This is a genomic window from Geobacillus subterraneus (genome assembly GCF_001618685.1).
GTDB classification, from domain to species: Bacteria; Bacillota; Bacilli; order Bacillales; family Anoxybacillaceae; genus Geobacillus; species Geobacillus subterraneus.
Genome location: NZ_CP014342.1, coordinates 1,736,464 through 1,762,989 on the forward strand (window position 1 = coordinate 1,736,464; position 26,526 = coordinate 1,762,989).

Annotated in this window: 27 protein-coding genes and 1 other RNA gene; 9 read left to right on the top strand and 19 right to left on the bottom strand. The window is 54.8% G+C overall.

The window, feature by feature from the left end; genetic code table 11:
- Positions 1 to 60: 60 nt before the first annotated feature.
- Positions 61 to 1,320: a group II intron reverse transcriptase/maturase gene (gene ltrA / locus GS3922_RS08520; protein ID WP_020961418.1), complete on the bottom strand. Its 1,260-nt coding sequence runs from the start codon at positions 1,318 to 1,320 to the stop codon at positions 61 to 63.
- Between the two features lie 609 nt (positions 1,321 to 1,929).
- On the bottom strand, positions 1,930 to 2,136 hold the full coding sequence (locus GS3922_RS08525; RefSeq protein ID WP_063165986.1) for a DUF6501 family protein: 207 nt from the start codon (positions 2,134 to 2,136) through the stop codon (positions 1,930 to 1,932).
- A gap of 191 nt (positions 2,137 to 2,327) precedes the next feature.
- On the opposite strand from GS3922_RS08525, the gene GS3922_RS08530 reads away from it, so the two are divergent.
- Both GS3922_RS08530 and GS3922_RS17855 read left to right on the top strand, forming a co-directional pair.
- The gene (locus GS3922_RS08530; RefSeq protein ID WP_063165987.1) at positions 2,328 to 3,101 is read left to right on the top strand and encodes an SDR family NAD(P)-dependent oxidoreductase; all 774 of its coding nucleotides are present in this window, start codon (positions 2,328 to 2,330) and stop codon (positions 3,099 to 3,101) included.
- 66 nt (positions 3,102 to 3,167) lie between these two features.
- Positions 3,168 to 3,344, top strand: a complete 177-nt coding sequence (locus GS3922_RS17855; protein WP_168157883.1) for a hypothetical protein — start codon at positions 3,168 to 3,170, stop codon at positions 3,342 to 3,344.
- 205 nt (positions 3,345 to 3,549) lie between these two features.
- Here GS3922_RS17855 and GS3922_RS08535 read toward each other — a convergent pair whose 3' ends face one another.
- From GS3922_RS08535 to GS3922_RS08600, 15 genes are all read right to left on the bottom strand, one after another.
- Complete coding sequence (locus tag GS3922_RS08535; protein ID WP_063165988.1) at positions 3,550 to 3,744, bottom strand: NETI motif-containing protein; 195 nt, start codon at positions 3,742 to 3,744, stop codon at positions 3,550 to 3,552.
- A gap of 104 nt (positions 3,745 to 3,848) precedes the next feature.
- A complete protein-coding gene (locus GS3922_RS17240; RefSeq protein WP_071880193.1) occupies positions 3,849 to 3,998 on the bottom strand; it encodes a DUF2639 domain-containing protein in 150 nt (49 codons plus the stop codon).
- A gap of 79 nt (positions 3,999 to 4,077) precedes the next feature.
- The gene (locus GS3922_RS08540) at positions 4,078 to 6,135 is read right to left on the bottom strand and encodes a transglycosylase domain-containing protein (protein ID WP_063165989.1); all 2,058 of its coding nucleotides are present in this window, start codon (positions 6,133 to 6,135) and stop codon (positions 4,078 to 4,080) included.
- 161 nt (positions 6,136 to 6,296) lie between these two features.
- The gene (locus GS3922_RS08545; protein WP_063165990.1) at positions 6,297 to 7,970 is read right to left on the bottom strand and encodes a DHA2 family efflux MFS transporter permease subunit; all 1,674 of its coding nucleotides are present in this window, start codon (positions 7,968 to 7,970) and stop codon (positions 6,297 to 6,299) included.
- Positions 7,971 to 7,980: 10 nt separating this feature from the next.
- On the bottom strand, positions 7,981 to 8,619 hold the full coding sequence (locus GS3922_RS08550) for an HlyD family secretion protein (protein ID WP_063165991.1): 639 nt from the start codon (positions 8,617 to 8,619) through the stop codon (positions 7,981 to 7,983).
- Between the two features lie 3 nt (positions 8,620 to 8,622).
- Entirely contained in the window at positions 8,623 to 9,063 is a 441-nt protein-coding gene (locus tag GS3922_RS08555) for a MarR family winged helix-turn-helix transcriptional regulator (protein ID WP_063165992.1), read from the bottom strand.
- Between the two features lie 210 nt (positions 9,064 to 9,273).
- Positions 9,274 to 9,462, bottom strand: a non-coding RNA gene (gene ssrS, locus GS3922_RS08560) — 6S RNA.
- 63 nt (positions 9,463 to 9,525) lie between these two features.
- The gene (locus tag GS3922_RS08565; RefSeq protein WP_063165993.1) at positions 9,526 to 11,085 is read right to left on the bottom strand and encodes an acyl-CoA carboxylase subunit beta; all 1,560 of its coding nucleotides are present in this window, start codon (positions 11,083 to 11,085) and stop codon (positions 9,526 to 9,528) included.
- 289 nt (positions 11,086 to 11,374) lie between these two features.
- The gene (locus tag GS3922_RS08570; protein ID WP_063165994.1) at positions 11,375 to 12,157 is read right to left on the bottom strand and encodes an enoyl-CoA hydratase; all 783 of its coding nucleotides are present in this window, start codon (positions 12,155 to 12,157) and stop codon (positions 11,375 to 11,377) included.
- Complete coding sequence (locus GS3922_RS08575; protein WP_063165995.1) at positions 12,135 to 13,085, bottom strand: hydroxymethylglutaryl-CoA lyase; 951 nt, start codon at positions 13,083 to 13,085, stop codon at positions 12,135 to 12,137. Before GS3922_RS08575 ends, GS3922_RS08570 begins: the two co-directional genes overlap by 23 nt.
- Before the next feature lie 104 nt (positions 13,086 to 13,189).
- Positions 13,190 to 13,402: an acetyl-CoA carboxylase biotin carboxyl carrier protein subunit gene (locus GS3922_RS08580; RefSeq protein ID WP_063165996.1), complete on the bottom strand. Its 213-nt coding sequence runs from the start codon at positions 13,400 to 13,402 to the stop codon at positions 13,190 to 13,192.
- Positions 13,403 to 13,424: 22 nt separating this feature from the next.
- Positions 13,425 to 14,777, bottom strand: coding sequence for an acetyl-CoA carboxylase biotin carboxylase subunit (locus tag GS3922_RS08585; RefSeq protein WP_063165997.1), 1,353 nt, complete (start codon positions 14,775 to 14,777; stop codon positions 13,425 to 13,427).
- A 63-nt stretch (positions 14,778 to 14,840) separates the two neighbouring features.
- Positions 14,841 to 16,475, bottom strand: a complete 1,635-nt coding sequence (locus GS3922_RS08590) for an AMP-binding protein (protein ID WP_063165998.1) — start codon at positions 16,473 to 16,475, stop codon at positions 14,841 to 14,843.
- Positions 16,476 to 16,534: 59 nt separating this feature from the next.
- Positions 16,535 to 17,677 carry an acyl-CoA dehydrogenase gene (locus GS3922_RS08595; protein WP_063165999.1) on the bottom strand — a complete coding sequence of 381 codons (1,143 nt, stop codon included), beginning with the start codon at positions 17,675 to 17,677 and terminating at the stop codon, positions 16,535 to 16,537.
- Between the two features lie 138 nt (positions 17,678 to 17,815).
- Positions 17,816 to 18,442 (bottom strand): TetR/AcrR family transcriptional regulator, encoded by a 627-nt coding sequence (locus GS3922_RS08600; RefSeq protein WP_063166000.1) that lies wholly within the window; start codon positions 18,440 to 18,442, stop codon positions 17,816 to 17,818.
- Positions 18,443 to 18,700: 258 nt separating this feature from the next.
- Between GS3922_RS08600 and GS3922_RS08605 the strand changes: the two genes are divergently transcribed.
- Positions 18,701 to 18,949 carry a hypothetical protein gene (locus GS3922_RS08605; protein ID WP_063166001.1) on the top strand — a complete coding sequence of 83 codons (249 nt, stop codon included), beginning with the start codon at positions 18,701 to 18,703 and terminating at the stop codon, positions 18,947 to 18,949.
- Positions 18,950 to 18,954: 5 nt separating this feature from the next.
- Positions 18,955 to 19,089 carry a hypothetical protein gene (locus GS3922_RS18335; RefSeq protein ID WP_257722303.1) on the top strand — a complete coding sequence of 45 codons (135 nt, stop codon included), beginning with the start codon at positions 18,955 to 18,957 and terminating at the stop codon, positions 19,087 to 19,089.
- 49 nt (positions 19,090 to 19,138) lie between these two features.
- On the opposite strand, the gene GS3922_RS08610 is transcribed toward GS3922_RS18335, so the two are convergent.
- Positions 19,139 to 19,927, bottom strand: coding sequence for a GNAT family N-acetyltransferase (locus tag GS3922_RS08610; protein WP_063166002.1), 789 nt, complete (start codon positions 19,925 to 19,927; stop codon positions 19,139 to 19,141).
- Positions 19,928 to 20,107: 180 nt separating this feature from the next.
- Between GS3922_RS08610 and GS3922_RS08615 the strand changes: the two genes are divergently transcribed.
- Positions 20,108 to 20,365 carry a DUF6154 family protein gene (locus GS3922_RS08615; RefSeq protein ID WP_063166003.1) on the top strand — a complete coding sequence of 86 codons (258 nt, stop codon included), beginning with the start codon at positions 20,108 to 20,110 and terminating at the stop codon, positions 20,363 to 20,365.
- A 247-nt stretch (positions 20,366 to 20,612) separates the two neighbouring features.
- Here the strand turns inward: GS3922_RS08615 and ilvA are convergent, their stop codons facing one another.
- Positions 20,613 to 21,821, bottom strand: a complete 1,209-nt coding sequence (ilvA, locus tag GS3922_RS08620) for a threonine ammonia-lyase (protein ID WP_063166004.1) — start codon at positions 21,819 to 21,821, stop codon at positions 20,613 to 20,615.
- A 236-nt stretch (positions 21,822 to 22,057) separates the two neighbouring features.
- Between ilvA and GS3922_RS08625 the strand changes: the two genes are divergently transcribed.
- From GS3922_RS08625 to GS3922_RS08640, 4 genes are all read left to right on the top strand, one after another.
- The gene (locus GS3922_RS08625) at positions 22,058 to 23,224 is read left to right on the top strand and encodes an MFS transporter (protein WP_063166005.1); all 1,167 of its coding nucleotides are present in this window, start codon (positions 22,058 to 22,060) and stop codon (positions 23,222 to 23,224) included.
- A gap of 221 nt (positions 23,225 to 23,445) precedes the next feature.
- Positions 23,446 to 23,721 carry an alanyl-tRNA editing protein gene (locus GS3922_RS18495; RefSeq protein ID WP_143424847.1) on the top strand — a complete coding sequence of 92 codons (276 nt, stop codon included), beginning with the start codon at positions 23,446 to 23,448 and terminating at the stop codon, positions 23,719 to 23,721.
- Positions 23,722 to 23,759: 38 nt separating this feature from the next.
- On the top strand, positions 23,760 to 25,025 hold the full coding sequence (locus GS3922_RS08635; protein WP_063166007.1) for a two-component system sensor histidine kinase NtrB: 1,266 nt from the start codon (positions 23,760 to 23,762) through the stop codon (positions 25,023 to 25,025).
- A 94-nt stretch (positions 25,026 to 25,119) separates the two neighbouring features.
- Entirely contained in the window at positions 25,120 to 26,487 is a 1,368-nt protein-coding gene (locus tag GS3922_RS08640; RefSeq protein ID WP_063166008.1) for an MATE family efflux transporter, read from the top strand.
- Positions 26,488 to 26,526: the final 39 nt, after the last annotated feature.

Sequence of the window (26,526 nt, forward strand, 5' to 3'; positions counted from 1 at the left end):
GGTGACTAACCCTCGTCCTCTCACACCACCGTACGTACCGTTCGGTATACGGCGGTTCCATTAAGTCTGACGCAGAGATTCATATCGTTGATAAAGACTCTTCAGCCCTTGGCTCTCCCAATAGGAGTTGCCAAGGGCTTTATGCAAGATGGGACTAGCGGCCACTCTCCAATATTTCTTCCGAGTGTTTCCCCATTCATATGCTTTCCGCTTGGGCACTCCTAAACTTTGCAGTTTTCGGACTCTGGTTCTCGGAAGTTTCCACTCTTTCCATTGGCACATGCGCAGCCTTCGTCGAATCCATCCATCTAGTTCTTTGAACACACTTGGAGTCTCTGCTAACGAGAAGTATCCACACCATCCCAGAATGTACTGGTTGAGCTGTTCGATTCGCTCGGGCATGGGAATCGGTTTCGATCGACTCGTCATGGTGCGTATCCTTTGCTTCATGCGCCGAATACTTTCCTTTGCGATCCGGATTTTTGGCTCCTTATTTGGGGTGAAGCTAAAACCGAGGAATTTTCTCCTCCACGGTCGATCCACTGCCGATTTGGTTTCATTGACTTTCAGCCGGAGTTTCTTTTCAATGAATGCCGTGATCGATTTCATCACCCGTTCCCCGGCCTTCTTCGTCCTTACGTAGATATTGCAGTCATCCGCATACCGTACAAATTTGTGCCCTCGTTTTTCCAATTCTTTGTCCAGCTCATCCAAGAGAATGTTGGACAAAAGTGGACTGAGCGGCCCTCCTTGTGGAGTCCCCTCTTGTGTTTCCATGACCACCCCGTTGATCATGACCCCTGCCTGTAGATACTTCCGTATCAACTTTAGGAGGATTTTGTCTGGAATTCGTTTCGCTAATATCCCCATCAGTTTGTCATGGTTGACTCGATCAAAGAACTTTTCCAAGTCGATATCTACCACCCATGTATATCCTTCCTGAATATACTGCTTCGCCTTTTTCACCGCGTCGTGTCCTCTTCGACCGGGACGAAACCCGTAGCTGTGTTCCGAAAAGGATGGGTCAAAGATCGGCGTGAGCACTTGGGCGATGGCCTGTTGGATGAACCGGTCTGTCACGGTCGGGATTCCTAGTAACCTGACTCCTCCGTTCGGTTTCGGGATTTCGACCCGTCGGACCGGGCAAGGTTCGTAGGTCCCTTCTTCCAAAGCGCGCCGTATCACGTCCCAATGTTCCACGAGGTGTCTTCGCAGGTCTTTGACGGACATTCCATCGGTTCCATGGGACCCTTTATTCTTTTCCACTTGTTTGAGTGCTCGCAGGAGATTCTCCCGTGACAGTACCTGTTTCATCCACATTCCGATTCTTCCTCTCTACGTGAACGATCCGTTCTATTTGTGCCATCTTCTTCTCCACCCTCTTGAGGTCCCCCATGGACTTCACCATTTCCTCCCTCAAGCAGGCCCTTTCGGGTTGTCTGCTTCATCAAAGAAGATGAACGCCTAGTGGCCGTTCTCCTTCATGGTTCGGTCCTTCCCCTTCTATCTTAAGCTAGACGGGTACTATGACCTCTGCTGACTTCTGTCCGTTCAGCGTTGGATCGCTCCAACGGTTGCCAAGCGCACTTGGCTTCCCGGACAGACCTCCCCGGGTAAGAGTGCAGTCTTTCCTTCCATCTATCTGCTTCATTTACTCGGTATCACCTTCGGCAGAAAGGGCTTCGTTTTGTCGTGCAAACTCACCCAATGATACCCAGCCTCCTATGAAGTTCGTGTTCCTCAGACCGGAAGTTTGCCGCCCGCTTCCTTCAGATTCTGCGTCGCCGCAGACACCCTTGCGTTAAGCTAACTGCTACTTCTGCCTTCGCAGTTCGGGACTTTCACCCTATAGACTGCACCCATGCCGGGCGCACACGAAAAACGGATGTCCGGTTTCGGACACCCGTTTTTTCATGGCCGCTAACGCAGTTATTGTACTTCTTCAAAATAATCTTTGTAAAACCCGCCGACTTTTCCGCTGTTGTCGACCACAAAATAAAACTCATCCGTTTCATTTTTCACTTCATACACGTTTCCCGGCGTCAAGACATGGTTGACGATGTATTTTTCCGCGTTCGTATGGACGCATTTCACTTTCTTGATCGTCGGCCGGGTCGCCCATGTGTAATGGATCATGGCGTCATCTCCTTTTCTTTATAGTTTTCCCCTTTCTTTATTGTAGCGGCCCGGACAACCAGCTGCAACGTTCAATTTGCCGCCATGGCCGGCTCCTCAATCGTTGGCGGCGGCAGACAACCGTGCTATAGTGAAACTATGCGGACACCCGCCAGCAAGCCGGGTCATCATTTTCGAAAGGGGAGACTCTTATGTTTTTGCCTTCATTCCGTTTGGACGGAAAAACGGCGCTTGTGACCGGAGCAGGGCGCGGCATCGGCCGGGCGATCGCCATCGGATTTGCCGAAGCCGGAGCGGACGTAGCGCTCATCGCCCGCACCAAAGCGGATTTGGAAGAAACGGCAAGCCACATTGAATCGCTCGGGCGGAAAGCGTACATATGGCCGGCCGATGTCACCGACCGGGAAGCGGTGCACAAGGCGGTCACCGGCGTCAAGCAACAGGCTGGATCCCTTGACATCATCGTCAACAACGCCGGAATGAACATCCGCACCCCAGCTTTGGATGTGACAGACAACGAATGGGAAACGATCATAAACACCAACTTAAAGTCAGCGTTTCTCGTCTCGCAAGAAGCAGGACGCGTGATGAAAGAACAAGAACGAGGCGGCAAAATCATCAACATTGCCTCGGTCGCCGGCCATGTCGCCTTGCGCACCGGTGTGGTGTACGCGGCGACCAAAGCGGCGCTCATCCAAATGACGAAAGTGCTGGCGTTTGAGTGGGGGCGCTACGGCATTCTCGTTAACGCCATCGGCCCGTGGTATTTCCGAACGCCGCTCACGAAAACGCTGCTTGAAGACGAAGCGTATGTGAACGACATTTTAGCCGTCACCCCGCTCAGACGGATCGGCGAGCTGCCTGAACTCGTCGGCCCGGCCGTGTTTCTTGCCTCCGATGCGGCCAGCTACATCACCGGTCAAACGCTATTTGTTGACGGCGGCATGACGATCCATGGCTTTTGATAAAGCGGGGCCAAATCGTACACCCTATAAATGCGCCCAGACTATATCGACAAGGAGGCCGCAAACATGAGCGACCAAGAAAGCAAACGGCAATTTCAAGACGACTTGGATCAATACCGGATGGACAATGTCATCCATGCCCCGAAACACTACGTGTACCAAGTCGGTTACGAAGCGTCAAGCGGCAACCCGACCGGCGACCATCGGGAAGCGAAAAAAACGCGCGAATGGCCGCACAGCTGAAGGAGCTGGCCCTAAAAGACCGTTGGCCGAGGCGCAAGACAAAAGGGTTTTTACCGGAGTGAATACGCATAATGCAGCGATAAGGAGGGGGCTGACTGCCTTTGTGAGACTCCCCTCCTTTTGCTGTCGGCATGGAAAGTCGGCAACGATGGTGCAAGCCGAAAGCGAAACGCAAGCCATGGCGGCCGGCTAAGGACGCCCCTGGCTACGGCTCGTCGCGCACCGCCTCAAATTCGATGATGCGCCCGCACGGCTCAACTGTCGTTTCGCCGTTTGTTTTCACTTCGCGGAAAATCGGCTGCTCAACGCGTCGGATAGGGCGGTATCCTTCTTGTTTCATCCGCTCTAAACAGGCGGCAATCGTTTCACCTTCGGCTACAGTAAACCGTTTTTTCTTCATTCCGTTCGGCGTTCGTTCCTTTCCCGGCCAAACGACCGGTGCGCCTCCCTCCTTTCCTTTGTTATTTTGCCCGAAAAAAAGAAGCCGGATCCTTTTTGTCCGGCTCAGCGCGTCTTTTGCACATATTTTCGGTACAGCCCGTACAGCTCCGTCGCCTTGTACGTTTCGATTTTTTTCCGCCCGACCGGATGACGGGCGATGCCTGCCTTTTTCAACTCGGCGACAAGCCATCCTTTCGATCCGAAATGCGCCATGGCGCTCCCCCCTTTTTCGCGCGGCTTGTCTTTATATATATGCGCCTAAACAGGGGATAAGAACGCCTTTGGCAACAGCTTATTCATGCTTGCCGCCATGCCTTTTTCCATGCTTTTTTTCTTTTTTCTCTTTTTTGTTTTTTCCTTTTTCATGACCGGGCGGGCGCGGTTTTTCCTTCGTTTCCTTCACCTTTGGCGGCGCGGATTCAGGCGCGCGTTGCCCGCGCTTTTTGCGCTCTCGTTCCTCTTGTTTGACGAGCGGCAGTGAAAAACGAGCAGCTGGCTGGCCGGCCAGCGCCTTCTCCATGATGTGGCGGAAAATGACCGCCGCTGTTTCCCCGCTTGTCGTCGTCAAATAATGCGTGCGATCCGGCCGGTCATAGCCGAGCCAAAGCGCGCCGACGAGCTGTGGCGTATAGCCGACCATCCATTGGTCTTTCACTCCGTCGATGCCGGGGATCGTCATTTCCGTCGATCCGGTTTTGCCGGCGAGCTCCCGTCCAGGGATGGCGGCGCGCTTCCCGGTTCCTTCGCGGATGACGCCTTGGAGCAACAACGTCATTTGCTGCGCCACCTTTTCGGACGTGACGATCGTTCGCTGCGGCTTCCATTCCGCCACCTCGCGGCCATAGGCATCGACGATTTTCGTAATGAGATGGCCGTCCGGGCGGGCGCCATCGCTGGCAAATGCGGCGTACGCTTCCGCCATCTCGAGCGGCGAGACGCCGCGGGACATGCCGCCAAGCGCGATGCCGAGCTGGCGGTCCTCTTTTTCCAAAGGCAAGCCGAATCGGTGCAGCGCATCCATCCCTTTGTCGAGGCCGATTTCGTTTAACAGCCAGACGGCCGGCACGTTGAGTGAATGGATGACCGCTTCATACATCGTCACCGTGCCGCGGTACGTGTGATCGTAGTTTTGCGGGCGGTAGCCGCCGAAATCGAGCGGCTCGTCTTTGAGCGGCGAAAATGGCCCGTACCCTTGTTCGAGCGCCGGCGTATACACAGCGAGCGGCTTAAGCGCTGATCCCGGTTGGCGCCTGAGCTCCGTGGCGCGATTAAAGCCGCGGAACACATGGCGGCCGCGGCCGCCAACTAACGCCTTCACCCCGCCTGTTTTCGGATCGAGCAGCACCGCGCCGCTTTGGACGGGCACCTCATCCGGACTTGACGGGAACAGCGAATCATCCGCATACACCGCTTCAAGCGCTTGCTGCATGTTCGGGTCAAGCTCCGTGTAAATGTGCAGTCCGCCGGAAAGGACATCGCTTTGCGTCAAGCCGTAGCGCGTGATCGCTTCGCGGATCAGCTCATCGACATAATAAGGATACTTCCCGGCATACGGGTCACGCTTCGGCTCTTGCTCGATCGCGATTCGCTCGCTTTTCGCGGCGCTCCATTCTTGATCGTCGATATAGCCTTGCTCTCTCATCAGCGCCAACACCACGTTGCGCCGAGCGATAGCTTTGTCGTAATGGCGGAGCGGCGATAAGGCGGACGGCGCTTTTACAAGGCCCGCTAACAGCGCCGATTCGCTTAGCGTCAGTTCGGAAACGTCTTTGCCGAAATACGTTTTCGCGGCGCTCGCCACTCCCCAAGCTCCGGCGCCAAAATAAACACGGTTGATATACATTTCTAAAATGTCTTTTTTGCTGTACGTGCGCTCGATTTTTTGGGCAATCAGCCATTCCTTCCACTTCCGAGCCAACGTTTTTTCATTCGTCAAAAAAACGTTTTTCGCCAGCTGCTGGGTGATCGTGCTGCCGCCTTCGACCCATTCCCCGGCGCGAACGTTGCGCCATACAGCACGCAAAATTCCGTAATAGTCGACGCCGTTATGCTCATAAAAGCGGCGGTCTTCCGTCGCGACGATGGCTTGGAGAAAATGGTTTGGCACGCGCTCAATCGGCACTTCTTCGATGTTCGCCGCCGCCAGCTTGCTTGCCACGCGGCCGTGTTCGTCATAAATGACCGTTGCTGTCGGCAGCGGCTTCTCAAGAGCGGCGATATTTTGCCGGTTAATCGCCCAATGAAGGGCGGCAACGAGGGCACCCAACGCCAAAGCGATGGCAACGAGCGCTCGGAACCAAAGCCGTCTTCGCCTCGCTTGTCTCATGTGCTGTCTGCTTTGCCGCTCCACCTCTCCCCCCCCTGAACATTCGCTGCAATTATAGCGTTCGCAAACGGCCGTTTGTTTTCGGCTGTCGTCCGGCCGTCAACGGCCAAAAATGTTCATCAGGAACGAAAAAGGTCGTGAAGATTTAATTGTGGAGTAACATTTTACACGAAACCACCAGCCTCTTATGCTGACGGTGATTTCTGTTTTTTTCCTTTTAAGAAAAACGCCATGACAAGCGCCACCACCGTTAAGCCAGTCGCGACGAAAAAGGCGTCGTTGATTCCTTCCACCGTGGCGCGTTGCTGCACCAAACCGTACAGCAGCTGGGCAATGGCGTCATCGCTCGGGATGACTTGCTTCAGCTGGCTGACGAGCCCCATAAAGAACGGATCGTTTTCCGTCATTTCATTGCGGTACGTTTCGACATGAAACTTGGCTCGGTTGGACATGATCGTCACCAAAAACGCCGTTCCGAGCGAAGCGGCCACTTGGCGAATTGTATTCGACATGGCCGTGCCATGGCTGTACAGATGGCGCGGCAAGGCGTTTAACCCTTCGGTCATGATCGGCATCCCGAGCATCGACATGCCGAACATCCGGAAAATGTAAAGCCAAATCAAATGGCTGTATGGCGTATCCATCGTCAGCTTGCTGAACTCCCACGTCGTCACAGCGGTGATGATCAAGCCGACAATAGCAAGCAGCCGCGCGCCGATGCGGTCGAACACCCAACCGGAAATCGGCGACATGATCGCCATGACGATCGCCCCCGGCAGCAATAGCAAACCGGCATCGAGCGGCGTAAAACCGCGCAAGTTTTGCAAATACACGGGGAGCAAGACCATCGCGGCAAACATCGCCATGTTAATGACCGAACCGATGACGGTCGCCAACGTAAACACTGGGTAGCGGAACACACGGAAATTGAGCACCGGATGCTCCGAGCGCAGCGAACGCCATGTGAACATGATGAGGAACAAGGCGCCGATGACAAGCGAAACAACCACTTCCGTCTCGCCCCATCCTTTGCTTCCGGCCTCGCTGAAGCCATACAGAACGCCGCCAAACCCGATCGTGGAGTAGACCGCCCCTTGCACGTCCAGCACTGGATTGCCTTTACGCGGCGTATGTTTCAGCCAGACGGAGGCGAGCACAATGTCTAAAATCGCGATCGGCAACACAACATAAAACAAAAGGCGCCACGTATAATGCTCGACGAGCCAACCCGAAAGCGTCGGACCGACCGCCGGCGCAAACATCATCGCAATCCCGACTGTTCCCATCGCCACCCCACGGCGTTCCGGCGGGAAAATCGACAGCATAATGACCATCATGAGCTGCATAATAATGCCCGCTCCAACCGCTTGCGTCAGCCGTCCCGCGAGCATGACGGCAAACGTTGGAGCGATCGAGCAGACAAACGCACCTATGGAAAAAAATGACATACCCGAGATAAACAACGTTTTCGCCGGAAACTTGGCGATTAAAAACGGGCTGATCGGAATAAGCACTCCGTTGACAAGCATGTAACCAGTAACGAGCCACTGGATTGTTGCGGTTTCAACATTGAAATCTTGCATCATATGCGGCAAGGCGACGTTGATCAACGTTTGATTTAAAATGGCGACAAACGCTCCTAGCATGACCGTTGCCACGACTTTGCCGCGGCTGCCGATGTCGCCCAACCCGCCTTGGTTTTGTCCGGACGAGGCAGCTGGCCGCGCGGCTCCTGCCGGCTCGGCCCCGCCTGCTGTCTCACCCACGGCCGAAGCCGGTTTGCGCCGGCGCAGCGCGATGTTGATGACGGCTAGGACGAAAACGGCAAAGACCATGTAGCTAATGACAAATGTAGACATCGCTCATCACCTACTTATGAATGCGGACGGTGACGTTCATGCCCGGCACAAGTCCGGCTCCGCTGTAGTTGTCGATGGAAATCGTCACCGGAATGACTTGAGTCACTTTCGTGTAACTGCCCGTTGCGTTGGAACTCGGCAACAAGCTGAACGTATTCGCTGTCGCATAGCCAAGCTTTTCCACTTTTCCGCTGAATTGGCGGTCTGGATAGGCGTCGACATAAATATCGACATCTTGACCGACTTTGACATCCTCGATATCTGTCTCTTCAATGTTCGCCGTCACCCACAAGTCGTTTAAATCAAACCCGCGAGCTAGCGGCGTCCCCGCGGCGACAAACGAATCTTTGATCGCGCTTTGCTGGGCGATCGTCATCCGGTGCGGCACGGTTACCGGCACCGTCGTTTTCCCATCAGACACCGCACCGATTTCTTCCCCGGCAGAAAACGTTTTTCCTGTCTCCCCCCGCCAAGATGTCAGCTTTCCGGACAGCGGCGCAGCAACCGAGATCACTTGGCCGTCAATGCGGGCGTTGTCCGTTTTAATGTAGTTGGTCGTTTCATTGATATAATAATAGGCGGCAAATCCCCCGCCGACAAGCAAAATGAGCACGATGATGTTCAGTACAAGCAATCGTTTCACGTTCACCGTTTATTCCTCCCCGAGCAAAATGGTTTTTACTTTCTCTTGCAGCCGCAAAAACTGTTCAATTTCCTCCGGCGGGACGAGTTCCTGAATGCGTTGGAGCCGCCGGCGCAGCACCGACTGCTCGCCGAACGCCAAGGCGACAATTTCTTTCCCTTTTTCCGTCAAGCTCAAAATGACCGCGCGCCGATCTTGTTTCGACGGCTCGCGAACAACAAGGCCGGCGCTAACGAGCCGGTCAACCGTGCCGCTGACATTGCTGTTGCTTAAGTTCAGCTTTTCCGCCAAATCGTTTAGACGGATATGCTCTTTTTTCAACAACGTGTACAGAACCATCAGCTGCACTTCCGTAATCCCGACGCGGGCCGCATCCTCGCGGATCAGGCGATACAGCGCCTTTTGCGCCCGAAAAATGGCGTACATAATGTCTCGGCTCGTTCCTTCCATTGATCCACCCCCTTTACTCACCAACCCGAATAATTTCAATACGAATTATTTTTACACGAAATATGATTATAGCATGGAAATAAGAAAAATCAACTGTATTGTTTCCTTCGCCTACAAAAATCACCGCCGCCCTGTTGAAACAAGGCGGCGGTGGATGCCGTATAAACAAAAAAGGCGCCCGTTTGGACGCCTTCGCCGATTATGTAAGGGATCCGCGCCGCGGTTGCCGTCGGCTGAATGCAGTTTCTCAACCACGCTCTACTAGGTGGGTGTTCGCAGAAACGTTCCTGCCGTCCTCGCTGACGAATTGGAGGCATGGCATTCCGGTTTCGATATAGAACTCCCTTTTCATTGCCATCGGTTGAAACTTCATTCTACAACGCACAACGCAGCAGCGGATTGGTGATTATTATCATACACGATCCTTAGTTGTTTGGCAAGGGGGACAACCATCCATTTTTTTCAAACCGGATACACCCCATGCTTCCGTTCGGAAAAGGCCATGTATTTGGACGTATACGCGGCAAATCGGCGGATGAGCTCGCCGCGCAGCTCGTTCGGTGCAACGATCCCGTCGATGACAAGCTCGGAGGCGAGACGGTAAATGTCGATGTCGCGCCGATATTCTTCCCGCTTTTGCTCAACAAACGCCGGCCGCTCTTCCGGCGGCAGTTCGGCAATTTTGTTCGCATAGACGGCGTTAACAGCCGCCTCCGGTCCCATCACCGCGATTTGGGCGTTCGGAAACGCAAGGCAGCAATCCGGTTCAAACGCCGGTCCGGCCATCGCGTAAAGCCCGGCGCCGTATGCTTTGCGGACGATGATCGAAATTTTTGGCACTGTCGCTTCCGACATCGCCGCAATCATTTTCGCCCCGTGGCGGATGATGCCGGCTCGCTCGACTTTCGTACCGATCATAAAGCCCGGGATGTCAGCCAAAAACAACAGCGGAATATGGAACGCATCGCAAAGGGTAATAAACTTTGCCGCTTTATCAGCTGAATCATGGAACAGCACCCCGCCTTTGACGCGCGGCTGATTGGCGATAATGCCAATCGGCTGGCCGCCAAGACGCGCCAAGCCGGTGATGATTTCCGGCGCAAACAGCTTTTTCACTTCGCAAAACGATCCTTCGTCAATGATCCGCTCAATTAAATCATACATATTAAACGGCGCGTTTTGGTTCGCCGGCAAAATGTCTTCAATCGTTTTGTCGAACGATTTCGGCGGCTTCGCTTCTGCAACCGGCGGTTTTTCGCTATAGTTGGACGGAAAATATGACAAATAACGGCGCGCATAAGCGATCGCCTCTTCTTCCGTTTTCACAAGCACATCGCCGCACCCCGAAACAGTGCAGTGCATGCGGGCGCCGCCCATTTCTTCAAGCGTTACTTTTTCACCGATAACCATTTCTGCCATGCGCGGCGAGCCTAAATACATTGACGCATTGCCTTCCACCATAATGACGATATCGCAAAACGCCGGAATATAGGCGCCGCCGGCCGCCGACGGACCAAAGAGCAAGCACACTTGCGGCACTTTCCCCGACAGTTTCACTTCATTGTAAAAAATGCGCCCCGCCCCGCGCCGGCCGGGAAACATTTCGATTTGATCGGTAATGCGGGCGCCGGCCGAATCAACTAAGTAAATGAGCGGACAGCGCAGCTTTTCCGCCGTCTCTTGGATGCGGATGATTTTTTCGACCGTGCGCGCCCCCCAAGAACCGGCTTTGACGGTCGAGTCGTTCGCCATCACACAGACAGTCCGGCCGTTGATTTTGCCGATGCCGGTCACAACCCCATCCGCCGGCAGCCCGTCAGCCAGGCAGTTGGCAAACAGCCCGTCTTCCACTTCCAAGCCGTCATCCAGCAATAAGTTCAGCCGGTCGCGGACAAACAGCTTTCCTTGGGCGGCGTTTTTCTCATGATATTTCGGCGCCCCGCCTTTTTTGATGTCGGCCGCCCGTTTCTCCAGCTCTGCAGCCAGCGCAGCACGTTCCCTAGCCGTTTCCTTCATCCCCATGTCGTCCCCTCCTTGCTTCGTTTACGCCGCCCGTTTCGCAGGCGGCATGTTGATCCGTTGAATGTCATGCCCGCCAACACCGTTCAATGGCATGACACACCGCGGCCAGCCACTTTGAGGCAGCACTTTGACAGCAAGTTCCCCATGCGCGCTCCGCAAGCAGCCCGCCCCGGCGCAGCACGTTTGGCCGCGCCGTTTTGGACGGCGGCATTGAAGCGCCTGCGGTCGTTTGTTTAGAAACGTGCCAACGACCGTTCCCGATGCTTTTGGCCGGCCGCGTTGAAGCGCCTTACTCCCCTTTGTATACCGGTTTCCGTCTTTCTTTAAACGCCTGCAAGCCTTCCAACCGGTCTTTTGTCGGAATCGTCGCCTCATAGGCGAGCTGCTCGATCGCCAGGCCGGTCTCTAGGTCGACGTTAAACACACTTTGCACCGCCCGTTTCGCCTGGCGGACGGCAATCGGCGCGTTTTCGGCGATTTGCCGGGCCAATTCAAGCGCCCGCCCCATCAGTTCAGCGCGCGGCACGGCGTATTCGACGAGGCCGATTCGCTCCGCTTCCTTGGCCGTGATCCGTTTGGCGGCAAAAATCAGCTCTTTCGCTTTTCCGATGCCGACAAGGCGCGGCAACCGTTGGGTACCGCCCGCTCCCGGAATGATGCCAAGCGACGTTTCCGTCAACCCAAGCTGGATGTCATCAGCAGCGAAACGAATGTCGCACGCCAAAGCGAGCTCGAGCCCGCCGCCAAACGCCGAGCCGTTTAACGCGGCGATAACCGGCTGCGGCACTTTCTCCACCTCGTTGATCGTTTTGCTGATCAAGGCGACCGCCTGCCGCACTTCCGTTTCATTCATTCCCGCCCGCTCCTTCAAATCGGCGCCGGCGCAAAACACTTTTTCTCCCGCCCCGGTCAAAATCACAACACGTACATCTTTTCGAAACTTGATCTCTTGCAAAAGGCTGCCAAGCTCTAGGAGAAGCGCTCTGGAAAGCGCATTGGCCGCCTCCGGGCGGTTTAACGTCACGATGGCAATGCCATTTTCTTGCATTTCAAACGATACGAGCGTCCCCACTTTTCTCTTCCTCCTTGAATGAATTTGCTGATGATGAAATCGTTTGTAAATAGCGGCTTGGGAGCGGGCGGCCGATTTTGTCGCGAATAAACAAGGCCGCTTTCGTCAGTTGCTCCACATTAATGCCGGTGTCAATTCCCATGCCGTGCAGCATGTACACTAAATCATCGGTGGCAACGTTTCCTGATGCTCCCGGAGCGTACGGGCAGCCGCCGAGGCCGCCAAGCGAGCTGTCAAACGTTGTGATCCCCATCTCCATCGAGACTACAATATTGGCGAGCGCTGTCCCTCTTGTATCGTGAAAATGCATGGCGATCCGCTCGGCTGGAAAACGGCGGAGCACCTCGGCAAGCACGTCCTCGACTTGTTTTGGCGTCGCCACGCCGATCGTATCGCCAAGCGACAGCTCATCAATCCCCATCGTAAACAGCCGGTCAGCGACCGTGAGCACTTGATCGACGGCAACTTCCCCTTCGTACGGACAGCCAAACACCGTCGAGACGTAGCCGCGCACTGTTTTTCCTTCTTGCTTGGCCGCTTTCACGACTCCTTCCAACACCGGAAACGTAGCGGCGATTGTTTTGTTAATGTTTTTTTGGTTATGCGTTTCGCTTGCTGACATGAAGACGCCGACTTCATCGACCCCGGCGCTAATCGCCCGCTCAAGCCCCTTCTCATTCGGGACGAGCGCGGCATACGCGACGCCGTCCTTGCGGCGGATGCCGGCTGCGACTTCGGCGGCATCAGCCAGCTGCGGAATCCATTTTGGATGGACAAATGACGTCACTTCGATATACGACAACCCGGTTTCCGACAATAAATTGATCCAGGCGATTTTGTCAGCCGTCGCGACCGGCGCCGCTTCGTTTTGCAAGCCGTCGCGCGGACCGACTTCTTTAATCGTCACCTTCGTCGGCCATCGGCCCATGTCCGCTCCCCCTTTTCGCTTTGTCCCCCGTCCCCTTGCCTTTTGCCATACCGAACGGCAAATTCCCCCCTATTGTTAGCGGAACGGTTCGCGCGCCTGTTTCCTTACTCAATCTCAACGAGTACGTCGCCCTCGTTGACGAAATCCCCTTCTTGCACATGAATGTGCTTTACTGTGCCGGACGTCTCGGCAGCGACGGGAATTTCCATTTTCATAGATTCTAAAATAATGACATCTTGCCCTTCTTCGACGCGGTCGCCGACGGCGACGACAATTTTCCATACACTTCCGGCCATGGTGGCAGTGACTTGGTTCATCGTTTCTTCCTCCGTTTCTGCTTCATTTTGTTTTCGTTGGCTGCCAATAGTTTGAAAGAAAATCGGTCGTCGTTTCCCCGGCACGGAACGCCGGATGGGACAATACCGCTTTAAGCAGCGGGATGTTCGTTTTAATTCCTTCAACGCGATAGTCCCGAAGCGCCTCGAGCAAGCGTTCAATCGCCGATGTCCGATCCGGGCCTTTGGCGATCAATTTGGCGATCATCGGGTCATAAAACGGCGTAATGGTGATCCCGCTTTGGACCGCCGTTTCATGACGAATTCCTCCCCTTTGAGGAACGGAAAAGACGGCAATGCGGCCGGGCGACGGGTAAAACGTGTTTGGGTCTTCGGCATAAATGCGCACTTCAATGGCATGCCCATCGCGGCGAATGTCTTCCTGCTTATAGCGGAGCGGCTCGCCGGCGGCGATGCGCAGCTGCTCTTCAACGATGTCAATGCCGGTAATTTCTTCGGTCACCGGATGTTCGACTTGGAGCCGAGTGTTCATTTCAAGAAAATAAAAGTTTTTTTGTTCGTCGACCAAAAACTCAATCGTGCCGGCGTTCGCATAACCGATATAACGTGCTGCCCGCACGGCAGCTTCGCCCATCTTCCGCCGCGTTTCTTCATCTAAAAACGGCGACGGCGCTTCCTCCACCACTTTTTGATGGCGACGCTGGATCGAGCACTCGCGCTCCCATAAGTAGACGCAGTTGCCGCGCCCATCGGCGAGCAGCTGAATTTCAATATGGCGCGGACGTTCAATATATTTTTCAATATACATCGTCCCGTCGCCGAAAAACGAAGCGGCCCGTTTTTGGCTGCCTTCAAACGCCTGGCGCAGCTCCGCTTCATCGCGGGCGATGTGCATGCCGATGCCGCCGCCGCCTGATGATGCCTTCAGCATGACCGGATAGCCGATCGAAGCCGCGGCTGCCGCCGCTTCATCTGGACTGTCTAACGCAAAGGAGACGCCTGGGACGATCGGGACGCCGGCTTTTTCCATCGTCCGCCGCGCTTCGATTTTGCTGCCCATCGCGGCAATGACATCCGCCTTCGGACCGATAAAGACGATTCCTTCCTCCTCACAGCGGCGGGCGAACGCCGGGTTTTCCGAAAGCAGCCCGTAGCCGGGATGGATCGCTTCCGCTTTCGCAACCTTGGCGACTTCGATCATTTTTTCGATATTTAAGTAGCTTTCCGCCACGCGCGGCTTGCCGATCAAATACGCCTCATCAGCGAGCTGGACGTGAAGCGAGTCAGCGTCCGCTTCCGAGTAGACGGCGACCGTTCGGATGCCGAACTTTTGGCACGTGCGGATGACGCGGACGGCGATTTCGCCGCGGTTGGCAATCAACACTTTCGTAAACATCCTCTCACCCTTTCGCAAAAACTGAGAATGCCGCCGGGCGGATGAACCGCCCGGCACGGCCGTTTAAGTCGTTAAGCCGAGGCGCTGTTTCGCCATTTCCCGCAGCTTAAATTTTTGAATTTTCCCGGACGCCGTCATCGGGTACGAATCGGTAAACTCGATGTAGCGCGGGATTTTATGGCGGGAAATGTTGCCGCGGCAAAACTCGCGAATTTCCTCAGCGGTCGCCGTTTCGCCGTCCTTTAAGATGATCCACGCCATCACTTCTTCCCCGTACGTTTCATCCGGCACGCCGACGACTTGAACGTCCAAAATTTTCGGATGTTTGTATAAAAACTCCTCGATTTCGCGCGGATAAATGTTTTCGCCGCCGCGGATAATCATATCTTTCAGCCGGCCGGTGATGCGGCAGTAACCGTTTTCATCCATCGTCGCCAAATCGCCGGTATGCAGCCAGCCGTCTTGGTCGATCGCTTCGTTGGTCGCTTCCGGGTTGTTGTAGTACCCTTTCATCACATGGTAGCCGCGCGTGCACAGCTCCCCTTGCACGCCGCGCGGCACTTCGTTGCTCGTGCCCGGCTCAACGATTTTCACTTCCACACCCGGCAGCGCGCGGCCGACCGTTTCGACGCGCAGCTCAAGCGGGTCGTCGGTGCGCGTCTGGGTGATGACCGGGGACGATTCGGTCTGGCCGTAGGCGATCGTAATATCGGTCATGCCCATTTTGTTAATGACCGCTTTCATCACTTCGACCGGGCAAGGGGAGCCGGCCATAATGCCGGTGCGCAGCGACGACAAATCGTATTTGTCGAAATCCGGGTCGTTCAGTTCGGCGATAAACATCGTCGGCACGCCGTGCAGCGCCGTGCACCGTTCCGCCGCCACCGTCTCGAGCACCCGCTTCGGATGAAACTCAACAACCGGCACCATCGTCGCCCCGACAGTGACGCACGCGAGGGTGCTCATGACGCAGCCAAAGCAATGGAAAAACGGCACCGGAATGCAAAGACGGTCACCTTCGCCAAGCTTCATGCATTGCGCCACTTGGTGGGCATTGTTAATGATGTTATAATGCGTCAACATGACCCCTTTCGGGAATCCGGTCGTCCCTGATGTGTATTGCATGTTGATCACATCGTGCGGATCAAGGCGCTCTAACCGTTCATCGAGCTCTTCTTCCGTCACCTCATGCGCCATCGTCAAGATGTCATTCCATGTAAACATGCCCGGATAGCGCCGATCGCCGAGCAAAACGACGTTTTTCAGCTTCGGCAGCCGCTTGGACTGCAGGTTCCCCGGTTCGGCCGTGCGCAACTCTGGGACAACGTTGTACAAAATGTCGATGTACGAAGAATCGCGGTATTGTTCGATCAAAAAGAGCGTCGTTGAATCGGACTGCTTCAGCAAATACTCAAGCTCGGCCGCTTGGTAGTTTGTATTGACCGTAACAAGCACTGCGCCCATTTTCCCGGTCGCAAACTGGCAGGTGATCCATTCCGGGACGTTTGTCGCCCAAATGGCGACATGTTCCCCTTTTTCAATGCCAAGCCGCATCAAACCGCGCGCGACAAGGCGGCAATAATCATTAAACTGCCGGTACGTCAGGCGCAAGTTGCGGTCGGCATACACGACCGCCTCATGATCCGGGTATTGCCTGGCGCGCTCCTCTAACAATTTCCCCACAGTCACCGCTAACATCGACCGTCTCCTCCCCTTTGTCCGAATTCACTGTTATGGATATGCGCATCGTTCCGCTTTTAGCATCCGAGTTGGCGGGCGATGACGAGACGCTGGATTTCCGATGTGCCTTCGCCGATTTCCATGAGCTTGATATCCCGCAAGTGGCGTTCGACGCCGTATTCTTTCATATAGCCATAGCCGCCGTGAATTTGGATCGCCTGATTGCAGACGCGGAACCCCATTTCCGACGCAAACAGCTTGGCGAACGATGCTTCTTTGGTAAACGGTTTCCCTTGGTCTTTCAACCAAGCCGCCTTGTACACCATATTGCGGGCAAGCTCAATTTCCATCGCCATGTCAGCGAGCTTAAACTGGATCGCTTGAAACTTGGAAATCGGCTGGCCAAACTGAACGCGTTCTTTCGCGTATTGAAGCGCTTTCTCAAACGCCGCTTGCGCGATGCCGACGGCCAAAGCGGCGATCGAGATGCGCCCGCCATCAAGCGTGTACAAAAACTGCTTAAACCCTTTTTGCGGATCGCCCAACACGTTTTCTTTCGGCACGCGGACGTTCTCAAAAACAAGCTCACACGTATTGGAGGCGCGGACACCCATTTTGTCGTAATTCGAACGGATTGTAAATCCTGGGGAGTCGGTTGGTACGATGAGAGCGGTGATGATGTTTTTGCCGCGCGCGTCTTTGCCCGTGACGGCGGTAACGATCACTTGCCGCGCGTATTGGGCGTTCGTAATCCAGCATTTTTCGCCGTTGATGACATATTCATCGCCGTCAAGCACCGCGGTCGTGCGCGTGCCGCCGGCGTCCGACCCGGCGTTCGGTTCAGTGAGCCCGAAGGCGCCAAGCGTTTCCCCCTTTGCCATCGGCACAAGCCACGTTTGTTTTTGTTCTTCCGTCCCGAAGTAATAAATCGGGCTCGCCCCGAGCGAAACGGCAGCCGCGTAGCTTAACCCGGTGCCGCCGCAGGCGCGGCCGATTTCCTCAACGGCAATGGCGTATGAAATCGTATCGCCCCCGGCGCCGCCATACTGCTCCGGAAACGGCAAGCCCAACAGCCCCAGCTCGCCCATTTTGCGGAACACTTCACGCGGAAAATGCGCCTCTTCATCCCATTTCGCCGCGTATGGGGCAATTTCCTTCTCCGCAAAGTCACGAACCATCTCTTTAATCATTTGTTGTTCTTTCGTCAACGAAAAATCCATCTTCTCCCTCTCCCCCATTTGAAAAATGACTATATGAAAACCGACTAGCCGGTTTTCAGCTGGAACGGAAATAGACCAACGGTTATTTGCTTCGGCGACTATCGAGACCGACTAGTTGGTCTGTGCGCAACAGACCGCTTATTCGGCGGGTGGCCGCAGCAAAAACTGTGCCGCCGCCGGATGCTCTGGGTCGCGAAGCACCGCATGCAAAATGAAATCGGCAAAATAGCTCGCAATCTCCTCAATCGACAGCGGCCCGTCCGGATTGTACCATTTGTACGTCCAGTTCACCATGCCGATGATTGACATGCCGGCAATCTCCACCGACAGCTCCGGACGAAACTCGCCGGCCTCGACTCCCTCGCGGATGACGCGAAAAATAATCTGTTTAAATTCTTCGCGCTTTTCATTGATCAGCTCGGCGTATTCCGGTTTTAAGTACGTGCTTTCCTGATAAAAGACGGTGATATGCGGTTTATATAAATGAAATACTTTGACAAACGATTGAACGATGGCGTACAAGCGCTCGGTCGGCGTCGAACAGCTTTCATACGCTTCCTGCGCTTTTGTCAGCGCATACGTAATAAAGACGTCATGAATATGGTACAGCAACTCGTCTTTCGATTTAAAATTATGGTAAAACCCGCCTTTCGACGTGTCGCTTTCCGCGACGATGCGGTCGACCGTCACGCCATGGTAGCCATATTTCTCAAACAAATGAAGAGCGGTGTCGATAATGCGGTCTCTGAGCGGTTTGTCAGCCATAACAGTCTCCTTCGCATCGATCGTAAAACATTTCAAAAAAAACGAAATATTCTTCTTGTTTATTAAGATACTCGACAGCTGCAACCATTGTCAACAAAAATCGTTCCGGCGCCCGAAAAATGGAGGCGTCTTTCGCCGCACACCGTCCGACCGGCTGCGCGAGCCCTGTCCCCTAGCCGCACGAACTGAAACAAAACAGATGCCTTATACATAATCACGGCCGTTTTTCCAAAAGATAAAAACCGGAGGTGGCTTCCATTGGAACCGATGTTATGCCCGAACTGCAAAACGAACCGGACGCGGTTTCACCTCATCGAGCAGCACCCACGGGCGGTCAAGCTCGACCCGCATACCGGCGATATTGAGCACGAGTACACAAATGACGCGCTCGAACCGTTCCATCTCCCGTACCGCGGCCCAAGCTACCGCGTCCAATGCGGCGTCTGCGGGCTGATTGAAGATGCAGATATGTTCATTCAGCGCGCCAAATCTTCTCCATTGGGGTGATGAACATGACAAACAAAAACCAAACACCGTCCTCCATCGTTGACCAAAAGCAGCTCGTCAACGACAAGGCGAAAGCGATGCGGGAGCGCGGCGGCGAGCACATTCGCCGCGGCACGCCCAACGGCGCAGACGGACAATAACCGCCAGCTTGCTTTTGCCCACAAGCAAGCTGGCGGGACTTCCGCCTTTCTAACGGTACATCGCCCACAATCCGATATCGCAAAAGCCAAGGCGATGATAAATGCGGCCGGCGTCTGGATTGTCATAAAACAAGCACGGCATCTTCCCTTCGGCAAGCAAATCACAAACGAGCTTCGCCACGATGGCGCTCGCATATCCTTTCCCGCGATGTTCTTGATCGGTGCAGACGCCGACGATCATCGCCGACAGCGAATTTTCCGCCGCTGTCGATGCCGCCGCCACCATCTTGCCGTCTTGTTCAATATAGTACGTTCTCGCTGAATTCGTTTCCATCGCCTTCACCAGCATGTCGCGCGCCGTCGGCCTCGTGTCAAACTCAGGAATGCGGCGCCGCAAGTCAATGATCCGATCAACATCGGCCCATCCGGCTGTTTTGACGGCGAACGCCCCCATTTCTTGACGGGCGCATTCATCCGTCCGGCACTCGCAAAAGTAAAGGGTCCGCTTCGCCCCGAGCGGCAGCCGCTCTTCAAACTGCCTGGCAATTTCCTCTTTACCGGACAGCTCGACAGGCAACGAGCGGGCGGTCTCGCGGATGAGACGAGCAAAGCCATCGGCATCAAAATCGCCAGGCGCGTACGGAATGTAGGAATCATAATAACGGAGCAGCACTGCCTTCAGCGAGCCGTTGCCGTCAAACTGCCCCCAGACGTCCTGGAAATCGGCGTCATAGCCAAATGACTCAATATCGCCGATAATAAACAAGTTGAACGATGGGTCTTGCTGTAAAAATAAAAACACTTGCTCATGGTCTTCCTTCGTTAACCGACGAATCATGGCGCCCCCCCGCTTTTCGAATGATATTTTTTCCATTATACTATAGTGTATATCCGTTGCCAATGGCGGAATGATCAGGAAGAAGGAGACGGCCGGCAACTGTGAGCGGCGGATGCTGTCAACCGGCGCCGGCCAACTACGAAGAGAGGAGGAAGCCCGCTTTCCATAAGCGAGGCGGCGATGCCGATGAAGTTTATTGATGATCTATATGAATATTACAAAGACCGGCTGACCGGGGATGAAGAAGACGCTGAAGCGGTGGCGATGTCCATTTTGGATGAACTCGACCGCCGCGACGTGCTGAAGCTGATCGGTGAGATGACCGATGAAGAGCTGCTCGGCATGTTCGGCCTGTACTTGTTTGAAAGCTTGAAAGCGAAAATGGCCCGTGAAGGCCTCGGGGCCACGCGACCGCAAGAGGGACCGCGCGTCCATTGATAAAAAACGGCTGCCCCGGCCAGACAGAGCCGTCTGTACGGGGGACAGCCGCATGTTGCGAACAAAGGCCGGGGCTTGTCATGCCTAACAGCCTTTAACGGAACGATGAACTGCGCAAACCGTACGGAACGTGCTCCGTCATCAGCCCGCCGCGAATGCGTCTTCCGCTTTCCCCGCTTAAAAGCCGAAAGGCTGTCTTCGAATGGAACGCTCTCCCACTTGCGCTGACGCTTCTAGTTCGAGCCGCCTACCGGTAAAACTGTACGTCATATCCTTCTTTCAATAACACTTGATAAATCTGCTGGATATGATCTTCATTTTTCGTCTCGAGTGAAAAATGAATTTCCGCCTGGCCCGGCAGCACTTTGGCGCCGATGCGCTGGTGGTGGATCGACATCACGTTTGCCTCGAGTTCGGCGATAATGCGCAGCAGCTTGTTCAATTGCCCCGGCTTATCGGAAATGATCGTCGTAAACGTAACAAAGCGGCCGGCCTCGACAAGCCCCCGCTCGATGATGCGGGAAATCAACGTCACATCAACATTGCCGCCGCTTAAAATGGCCGCGACTTTTTTGTCGCGAAACGGGAGCTTTTGATACAAAAGCGCCGCCAGCGGGCAGGCTGCCGACCCTTCGACGAGCAGTTTGTTCCGCTCGAGCAAATAAAGCATCGTCCGCGAAATTTCCGCCTCCTCCACACAAACAACGCCATCGACGTACTGCTCGATATATTGGTACGTAATATTGCCCGGCTTTTTCACCGCGATGCCGTCGGCGATCGTATCCGACGCGGCGATGGCGACCGGCTGCTTATGGCGGAGGGCGGCGGTCATGCCGGGGCAGGCTGACGACTCAACGCCATACACCTCGACGGACGGCTTCAGCTGTTTTAATGTCAACGCCAGCCCCGCAAGCAAACCGCCGCCGCCGACCGGGCAAAGGACGACGTCCACATCGGGAAGCTGCTCCATCAACTCTAAGCCGATCGTTCCTTGGCCAGCCATGACGGCCAAATCGTCAAACGGGTGCACAAACGTCATTCCCCGCTCGCGCTGCAGCTCAAGCGCATATTCGAGCGCCTCATCGAACACATCGCCATGCAAAACAACTTCCGCTCCGTAGCTTTTCGTCGCTTCGATTTTGCTTAGCGGCGCCCCTTTCGGCATGACGATCGTGCACGGAATATGAAGCATACCGCTTGCGTAGGCGACTCCTTGGGCATGATTGCCGGCCGAGGCGGCGATAACACCGCGCGACCGCTCTTCGTCGGTCAACGACATAATTTTATTGAATGATCCCCTTACTTTAAACGACCCCGTTTTTTGCAAATTTTCAAGCTTCATATACACGTCATTGCCGGACAACCGGCTGAACGTTTGCGAATGTTCAAGCGGCGTTTCATGGACAACGCCTTTCATTTTCGCCCTTGCTTGTTCAATGTCTGTTAACGTCAACATCCCCAAACCACCCTTTCTGATCAGGCGATCGGTCCTTTTTTGCCCCGCTTTGCGATAGAAACAGCGAACGGAAAAGCCGAGCTCTTTAGAGATGGAATGAAGGCGCACCCTGCATTTCATCAACGACGGAAATATTGTATCATAAAATCACCGCTTCATCATTCATCGATATGGTTTGCGTTGCTTTTTCCTTGAGCGATGGCGTACGATAAAAAGAGTGAAGGAGGGAATAACTTATGCAGCAACGCCGCCCTTTGTTGCTTTTATCGATCGTCATGTTTTTCGTTATGTCAGGTTTTGGCATCATTATTCCCGTATTGCCGTTTCTCGCTGAAGAAGTAGGGGCTACTCCGCTTGAGCTCGGGTTGCTCATGGCGGTGTATTCGCTCATGCAGCTGTTGTTTTCCCCGATGTGGGGACAGCTGTCCGACCGTTATGGCCGTAAGCCGGTATTGCTCATCGGCATCACCGGGCTGTCGTTATCGTTTTTCCTTTTTTCCGCAGCCGAAACGCTCATGATGCTGTTTATCGCCCGCTTGCTTGGCGGGGCGCTGTCAGCGGCAGCGATGCCGACCGTGATGGCGTATGCAGCCGACGTCACCACACCGGATGAACGCGGAAAAGCGATGGGAGCGATCGGCGCCGCAACCGGGCTCGGCTTTATTTGCGGACCGGCCATTGGGGGAATGTTTTCGCAAACAAATTTGCAGCTGCCGTTCGCCATCGCAGGAGCGCTATCGGCGGCGACAGCGCTGTTCGTATGGTTCGTTTTGCCGGAATCGATGCGCCAACCAGCCGCCATCCGATCGACCAGCCGGCAGCCGCTCGGAGAAATGATGAGAAGCCCGTTTCTTTATTTGTATTTGCTGCAATGGACAGCAACGCTCGCTCTCGCCGGGCTTGAGGCAACGTTTGCTTACTTCGCAGATCGCCGCGCCGGGCTCGGTTCAGTTGAGCTCGGATATATTTTTATGGTGATGGGAATCGCCAGCGCCTTCGTCCAAGGGGCGCTCCTTGGACGATTGATCAAACGGTTTGGCGAGGGCCGTGTCCTTCAGGGCGGGCTTGTCGTCTCGGCTCTTGGCTTTGCATCTATTTTACTCGTGCAAGACTTTTGGACGGCCGCCCTTTTTTTATCGATCTTCGGCATCGGCAACGGTGTCATCCGTCCTTGCGTCTCCTCGCTCATTACAAAGCAGGCGGCCGGCCGGCAAGGGAGGGCGGCCGGACTATTGTCATCATTTGATTCGCTCGGCCGCATCATCGGCCCGATTATCGGCGGCGGTTTGTTCAGCTATATGGCCGGGCTTCCTTACTTGTTCGGCATCGTTCTTTGCCTTGTCGGTGCGGGATTGTACGGGCTGTTTGCCGCCCGCAGCCAGGCGCGCCGTTTGCTTCCTTAATCCGCTCCTCTGATGGCGGATTTTTATTGATTATTTAGCACATAGTTTTATAAAAAATACAAAGAGATAGATAAACAACTGTCACTGGCATCTGTTTTTCTTGTTCATCATTTAGCACATCGTTCGATTAAGGCAAACAAACTCGTTTGAGAATAGGCAAACATAGATGAATTTGCTAATATGGAAGAAAAGCATTCGGAGCACGAAAGAATGAAACGGTGGTGACCGAAAAATGGCATGATACAGCGCCGGGCGTCGCGGCGTGGACAACGACGGCAACGAGCGGCCGTCAAGACGATGATACATACGTTGTGACATTGGCTGAAACAGCGTTTTACCCGAAAGGCGGCGGCCAGCCGTCTGACACCGGCATGATCGCCGGCTTGCCGGTTCGAAACGGCAGGCAACGATGGCGGCCTCCATTGATGCCAACTGTCACTGACCGTTCAGCACATATAAGGGCGTTCCTCATAGCCAAAGACGAGTCACTTTTGTAAAATAGGAAATGAGATGTGTAGCTAAGGAGTTTGGAAGGATGAACGATCGATTGGTACAACAACAAACTGAAGAGCTCGAGCGAAAGTTGCGCGCTTATGAGCGGCTCATCGAACAGCTTCCGTTCCCATTTGTGTTTACCGATTACGAAACCGGAATCACCATCGAAAAAGGCCGCGGCAACGATGCCCGGCCGCGCCTGCACCCGGTCCCGGCCGCCCCTGGCAAGGAAGCGGAATGGCAGTGGGACATTGACTTGTATCACGATGTGCCATTTGAAAAGGTTGAGGCGTTTTTAACACCGCTCCTTGACCTTGTTCCGCATCATATCGTTTTCGTCGACAGCCATGGCATCATTACGCTTTGCAATTTGCAGGCGGCCATCGACACCGGCGTCGACCGCGACGCCATCATCGGCAAACATATTCGCGAGTTGCTGAAGCTTCCCGACGAGCTGATCGCAACACTTCAATCGCTCGAAAGGGGCGAACCGCTTTACAATCACGAAGTGCTCGACCGCTTTTACGGCATCGTCAATACCCGCTTTATTTATAATGATGACGGATCGGTCAAACGGGTCATTAGTATGTTCCAATCGCTCAGCATGATGAAAGAAACGGAAAAGTTGGCCGTCGCCGGCCGCATTGCCGCCGGCATCGCCCATGAAATCCGCAACCCGCTGACGACGGTGCGCGGCTATTTGCAGCTGCTGAAAAATGATTTGCCGGATCGCATCGCGTCGCTCGTTGAGCGGCTGCTCATCCCTGAACTCGACCGGGCGAACAACATCATTACCGACTTTTTAAATATCGCCAAACCGGCCGACGTGAAAATGGAGACGTTCAACTTGCACCGCTTTTTGCGTGATGACGTCGGTGTTTTGCTGCAAAGCGAAGCGCTGCTTCATAATGTGAACGTCCATTTTGATCTTGATGAACAGCTTGACGATTATGAAATGAACGGCGACCGCAGCCAACTGCTGCAAGTGTTTTTAAACTTATTCCGCAACGCCGTCGAGGCGAAAGTCGCGAAGACGATGAATGTGACGGTCAGCAGCTGGAAAGCAAACCATATCGTCCAGCTTCGCTTCTGCGATGACGGGCCCGGCATTCCGTCGTCGGTCATCGATCATATTTTTGATCCGTTTTTCTCAACGAAAGAAACGGGGACAGGGCTTGGCCTTTCATTGTCGAAAAAAATCGTCGAACTGCATCGGGGAACGATGAAAGTGCAAAGCGGCGGGGGCGGCGCCTGTTTTCTCATGGAATTTCCGCTCCGCAGCCAGCCGCCGTTTCTTACGTCGTAAACGGCTTCCGGAAGGGGATGGCGCCCTGTCTCGGGAGCGGAAGATTGATGATTTAGCACAATGTGTTGTTTCTTAAGCTAAAGGAGGGGCCGCTATGGCAATGACCGCTCCAGCCGCCGGAAAATGGCGACGTCTGTTCGCTTTGTTTCTCCCTATTTTTGTTTCGCAGGCCGGCCAATATATGATGAATTTTACTGACGTCGCGATGTCCGGCCACGCGAGTGCCGAAGATCTGGCCGGGGTGGCGATTGGCTCCAGCCTATGGGTGCCGGTGTTCACCGGGGTCGGCGGTATTTTGCTCGCCCTGTCGCCAATCGTCTCCCAGCATTTCGGCGCCGGACGGCATGAAGATATTTCCCGCACTGTCATCCAAGCGCTTTATTTGTCCGTCGCAATCGCACTCGCCCTCGTCCTGGCCGGCGCGGTCGCCGTGTCGTTCATTTTGGAACAGATGCAGCTTGAAGAAAGCGTCCGGTACATCGCCTCCCATTATTTGCTGGCGTTGTCGCTCGGAATCATCCCGCTGTTCCTTTATGCCGTGCTTCGCTATTCGATCGATGCGCTTGGGCAGACGAAAGTGACGATGTGGATTACGCTCACCGCCTTGCCGATCAACATGCTGTTCAACTGGCTGTTCATTTACGGACACGGCGGATTTCCGCGCCTTGGCGGCATCGGCACCGGCTATGCGACAGCAATCACGTATACGTACTGCTTTGTGTCCGCCGCCTTGGTTGCTGCCAAATTTCGCCGCTTTGCCCCATATCGTGCGTTCGCGCGTTTTTATCGCCCTTCATGGGCCACATGGAAAGAGCTGCTCAAAACAGGGGTGCCGATCGGGTCGGCCATCTTTTTTGAAACGAGCATTTTTGCCGCTGTAACGCTGCTTGTCGGCCGATTTGGCGCCGAAACAGTCGCCGCCCATCAGAGCGCCCTTAACTTCGCTTCGCTGTTGTATATGATTCCGCTCAGTTTGTCAATGGCGCTGACGATCGCGGTCGGCTTCGAAGCGGGGGCCAAACGGTATGAAGACGCGAAGCAGTTTTGCCGAATCGGCATTGCCATCGCCTTGGCCGTCGCTGCGGCTGCTGCTCTGTTTCTTTACGCCTTCCGCGGCCATGTCGCCCGGCTGTACACGAACGATCCCGCTGTGGCGGCGCTGACCGGAAAGTTTTTGCTGTATGCGATCTTCTTCCAGTTTTCCGATGCCATCGCCGCTCCCATTCAAGGGGCGCTGCGCGGCTATAAAGATGTCAACGCCGTGTTTTGGGCCGCTCTTCTCGCCTACTGGGGCATCGGACTTCCCGTCGGCTGTGCGCTCGCTCTGCTGACCGCCGCCGGGGCGTTCGGCTACTGGATCGGCCTCATCACCGGGCTGGCGGCCGGAGCGCTTTTCCTCAGTTTTCGCCTGCGGGCCATCTGGCGCCGCCACGGAAGCCGGCGCACGCCGCTCGCCTCGTAAGGCAGAGGCGCCCGGGCCAGCGGCTATAAACAAAGCGAA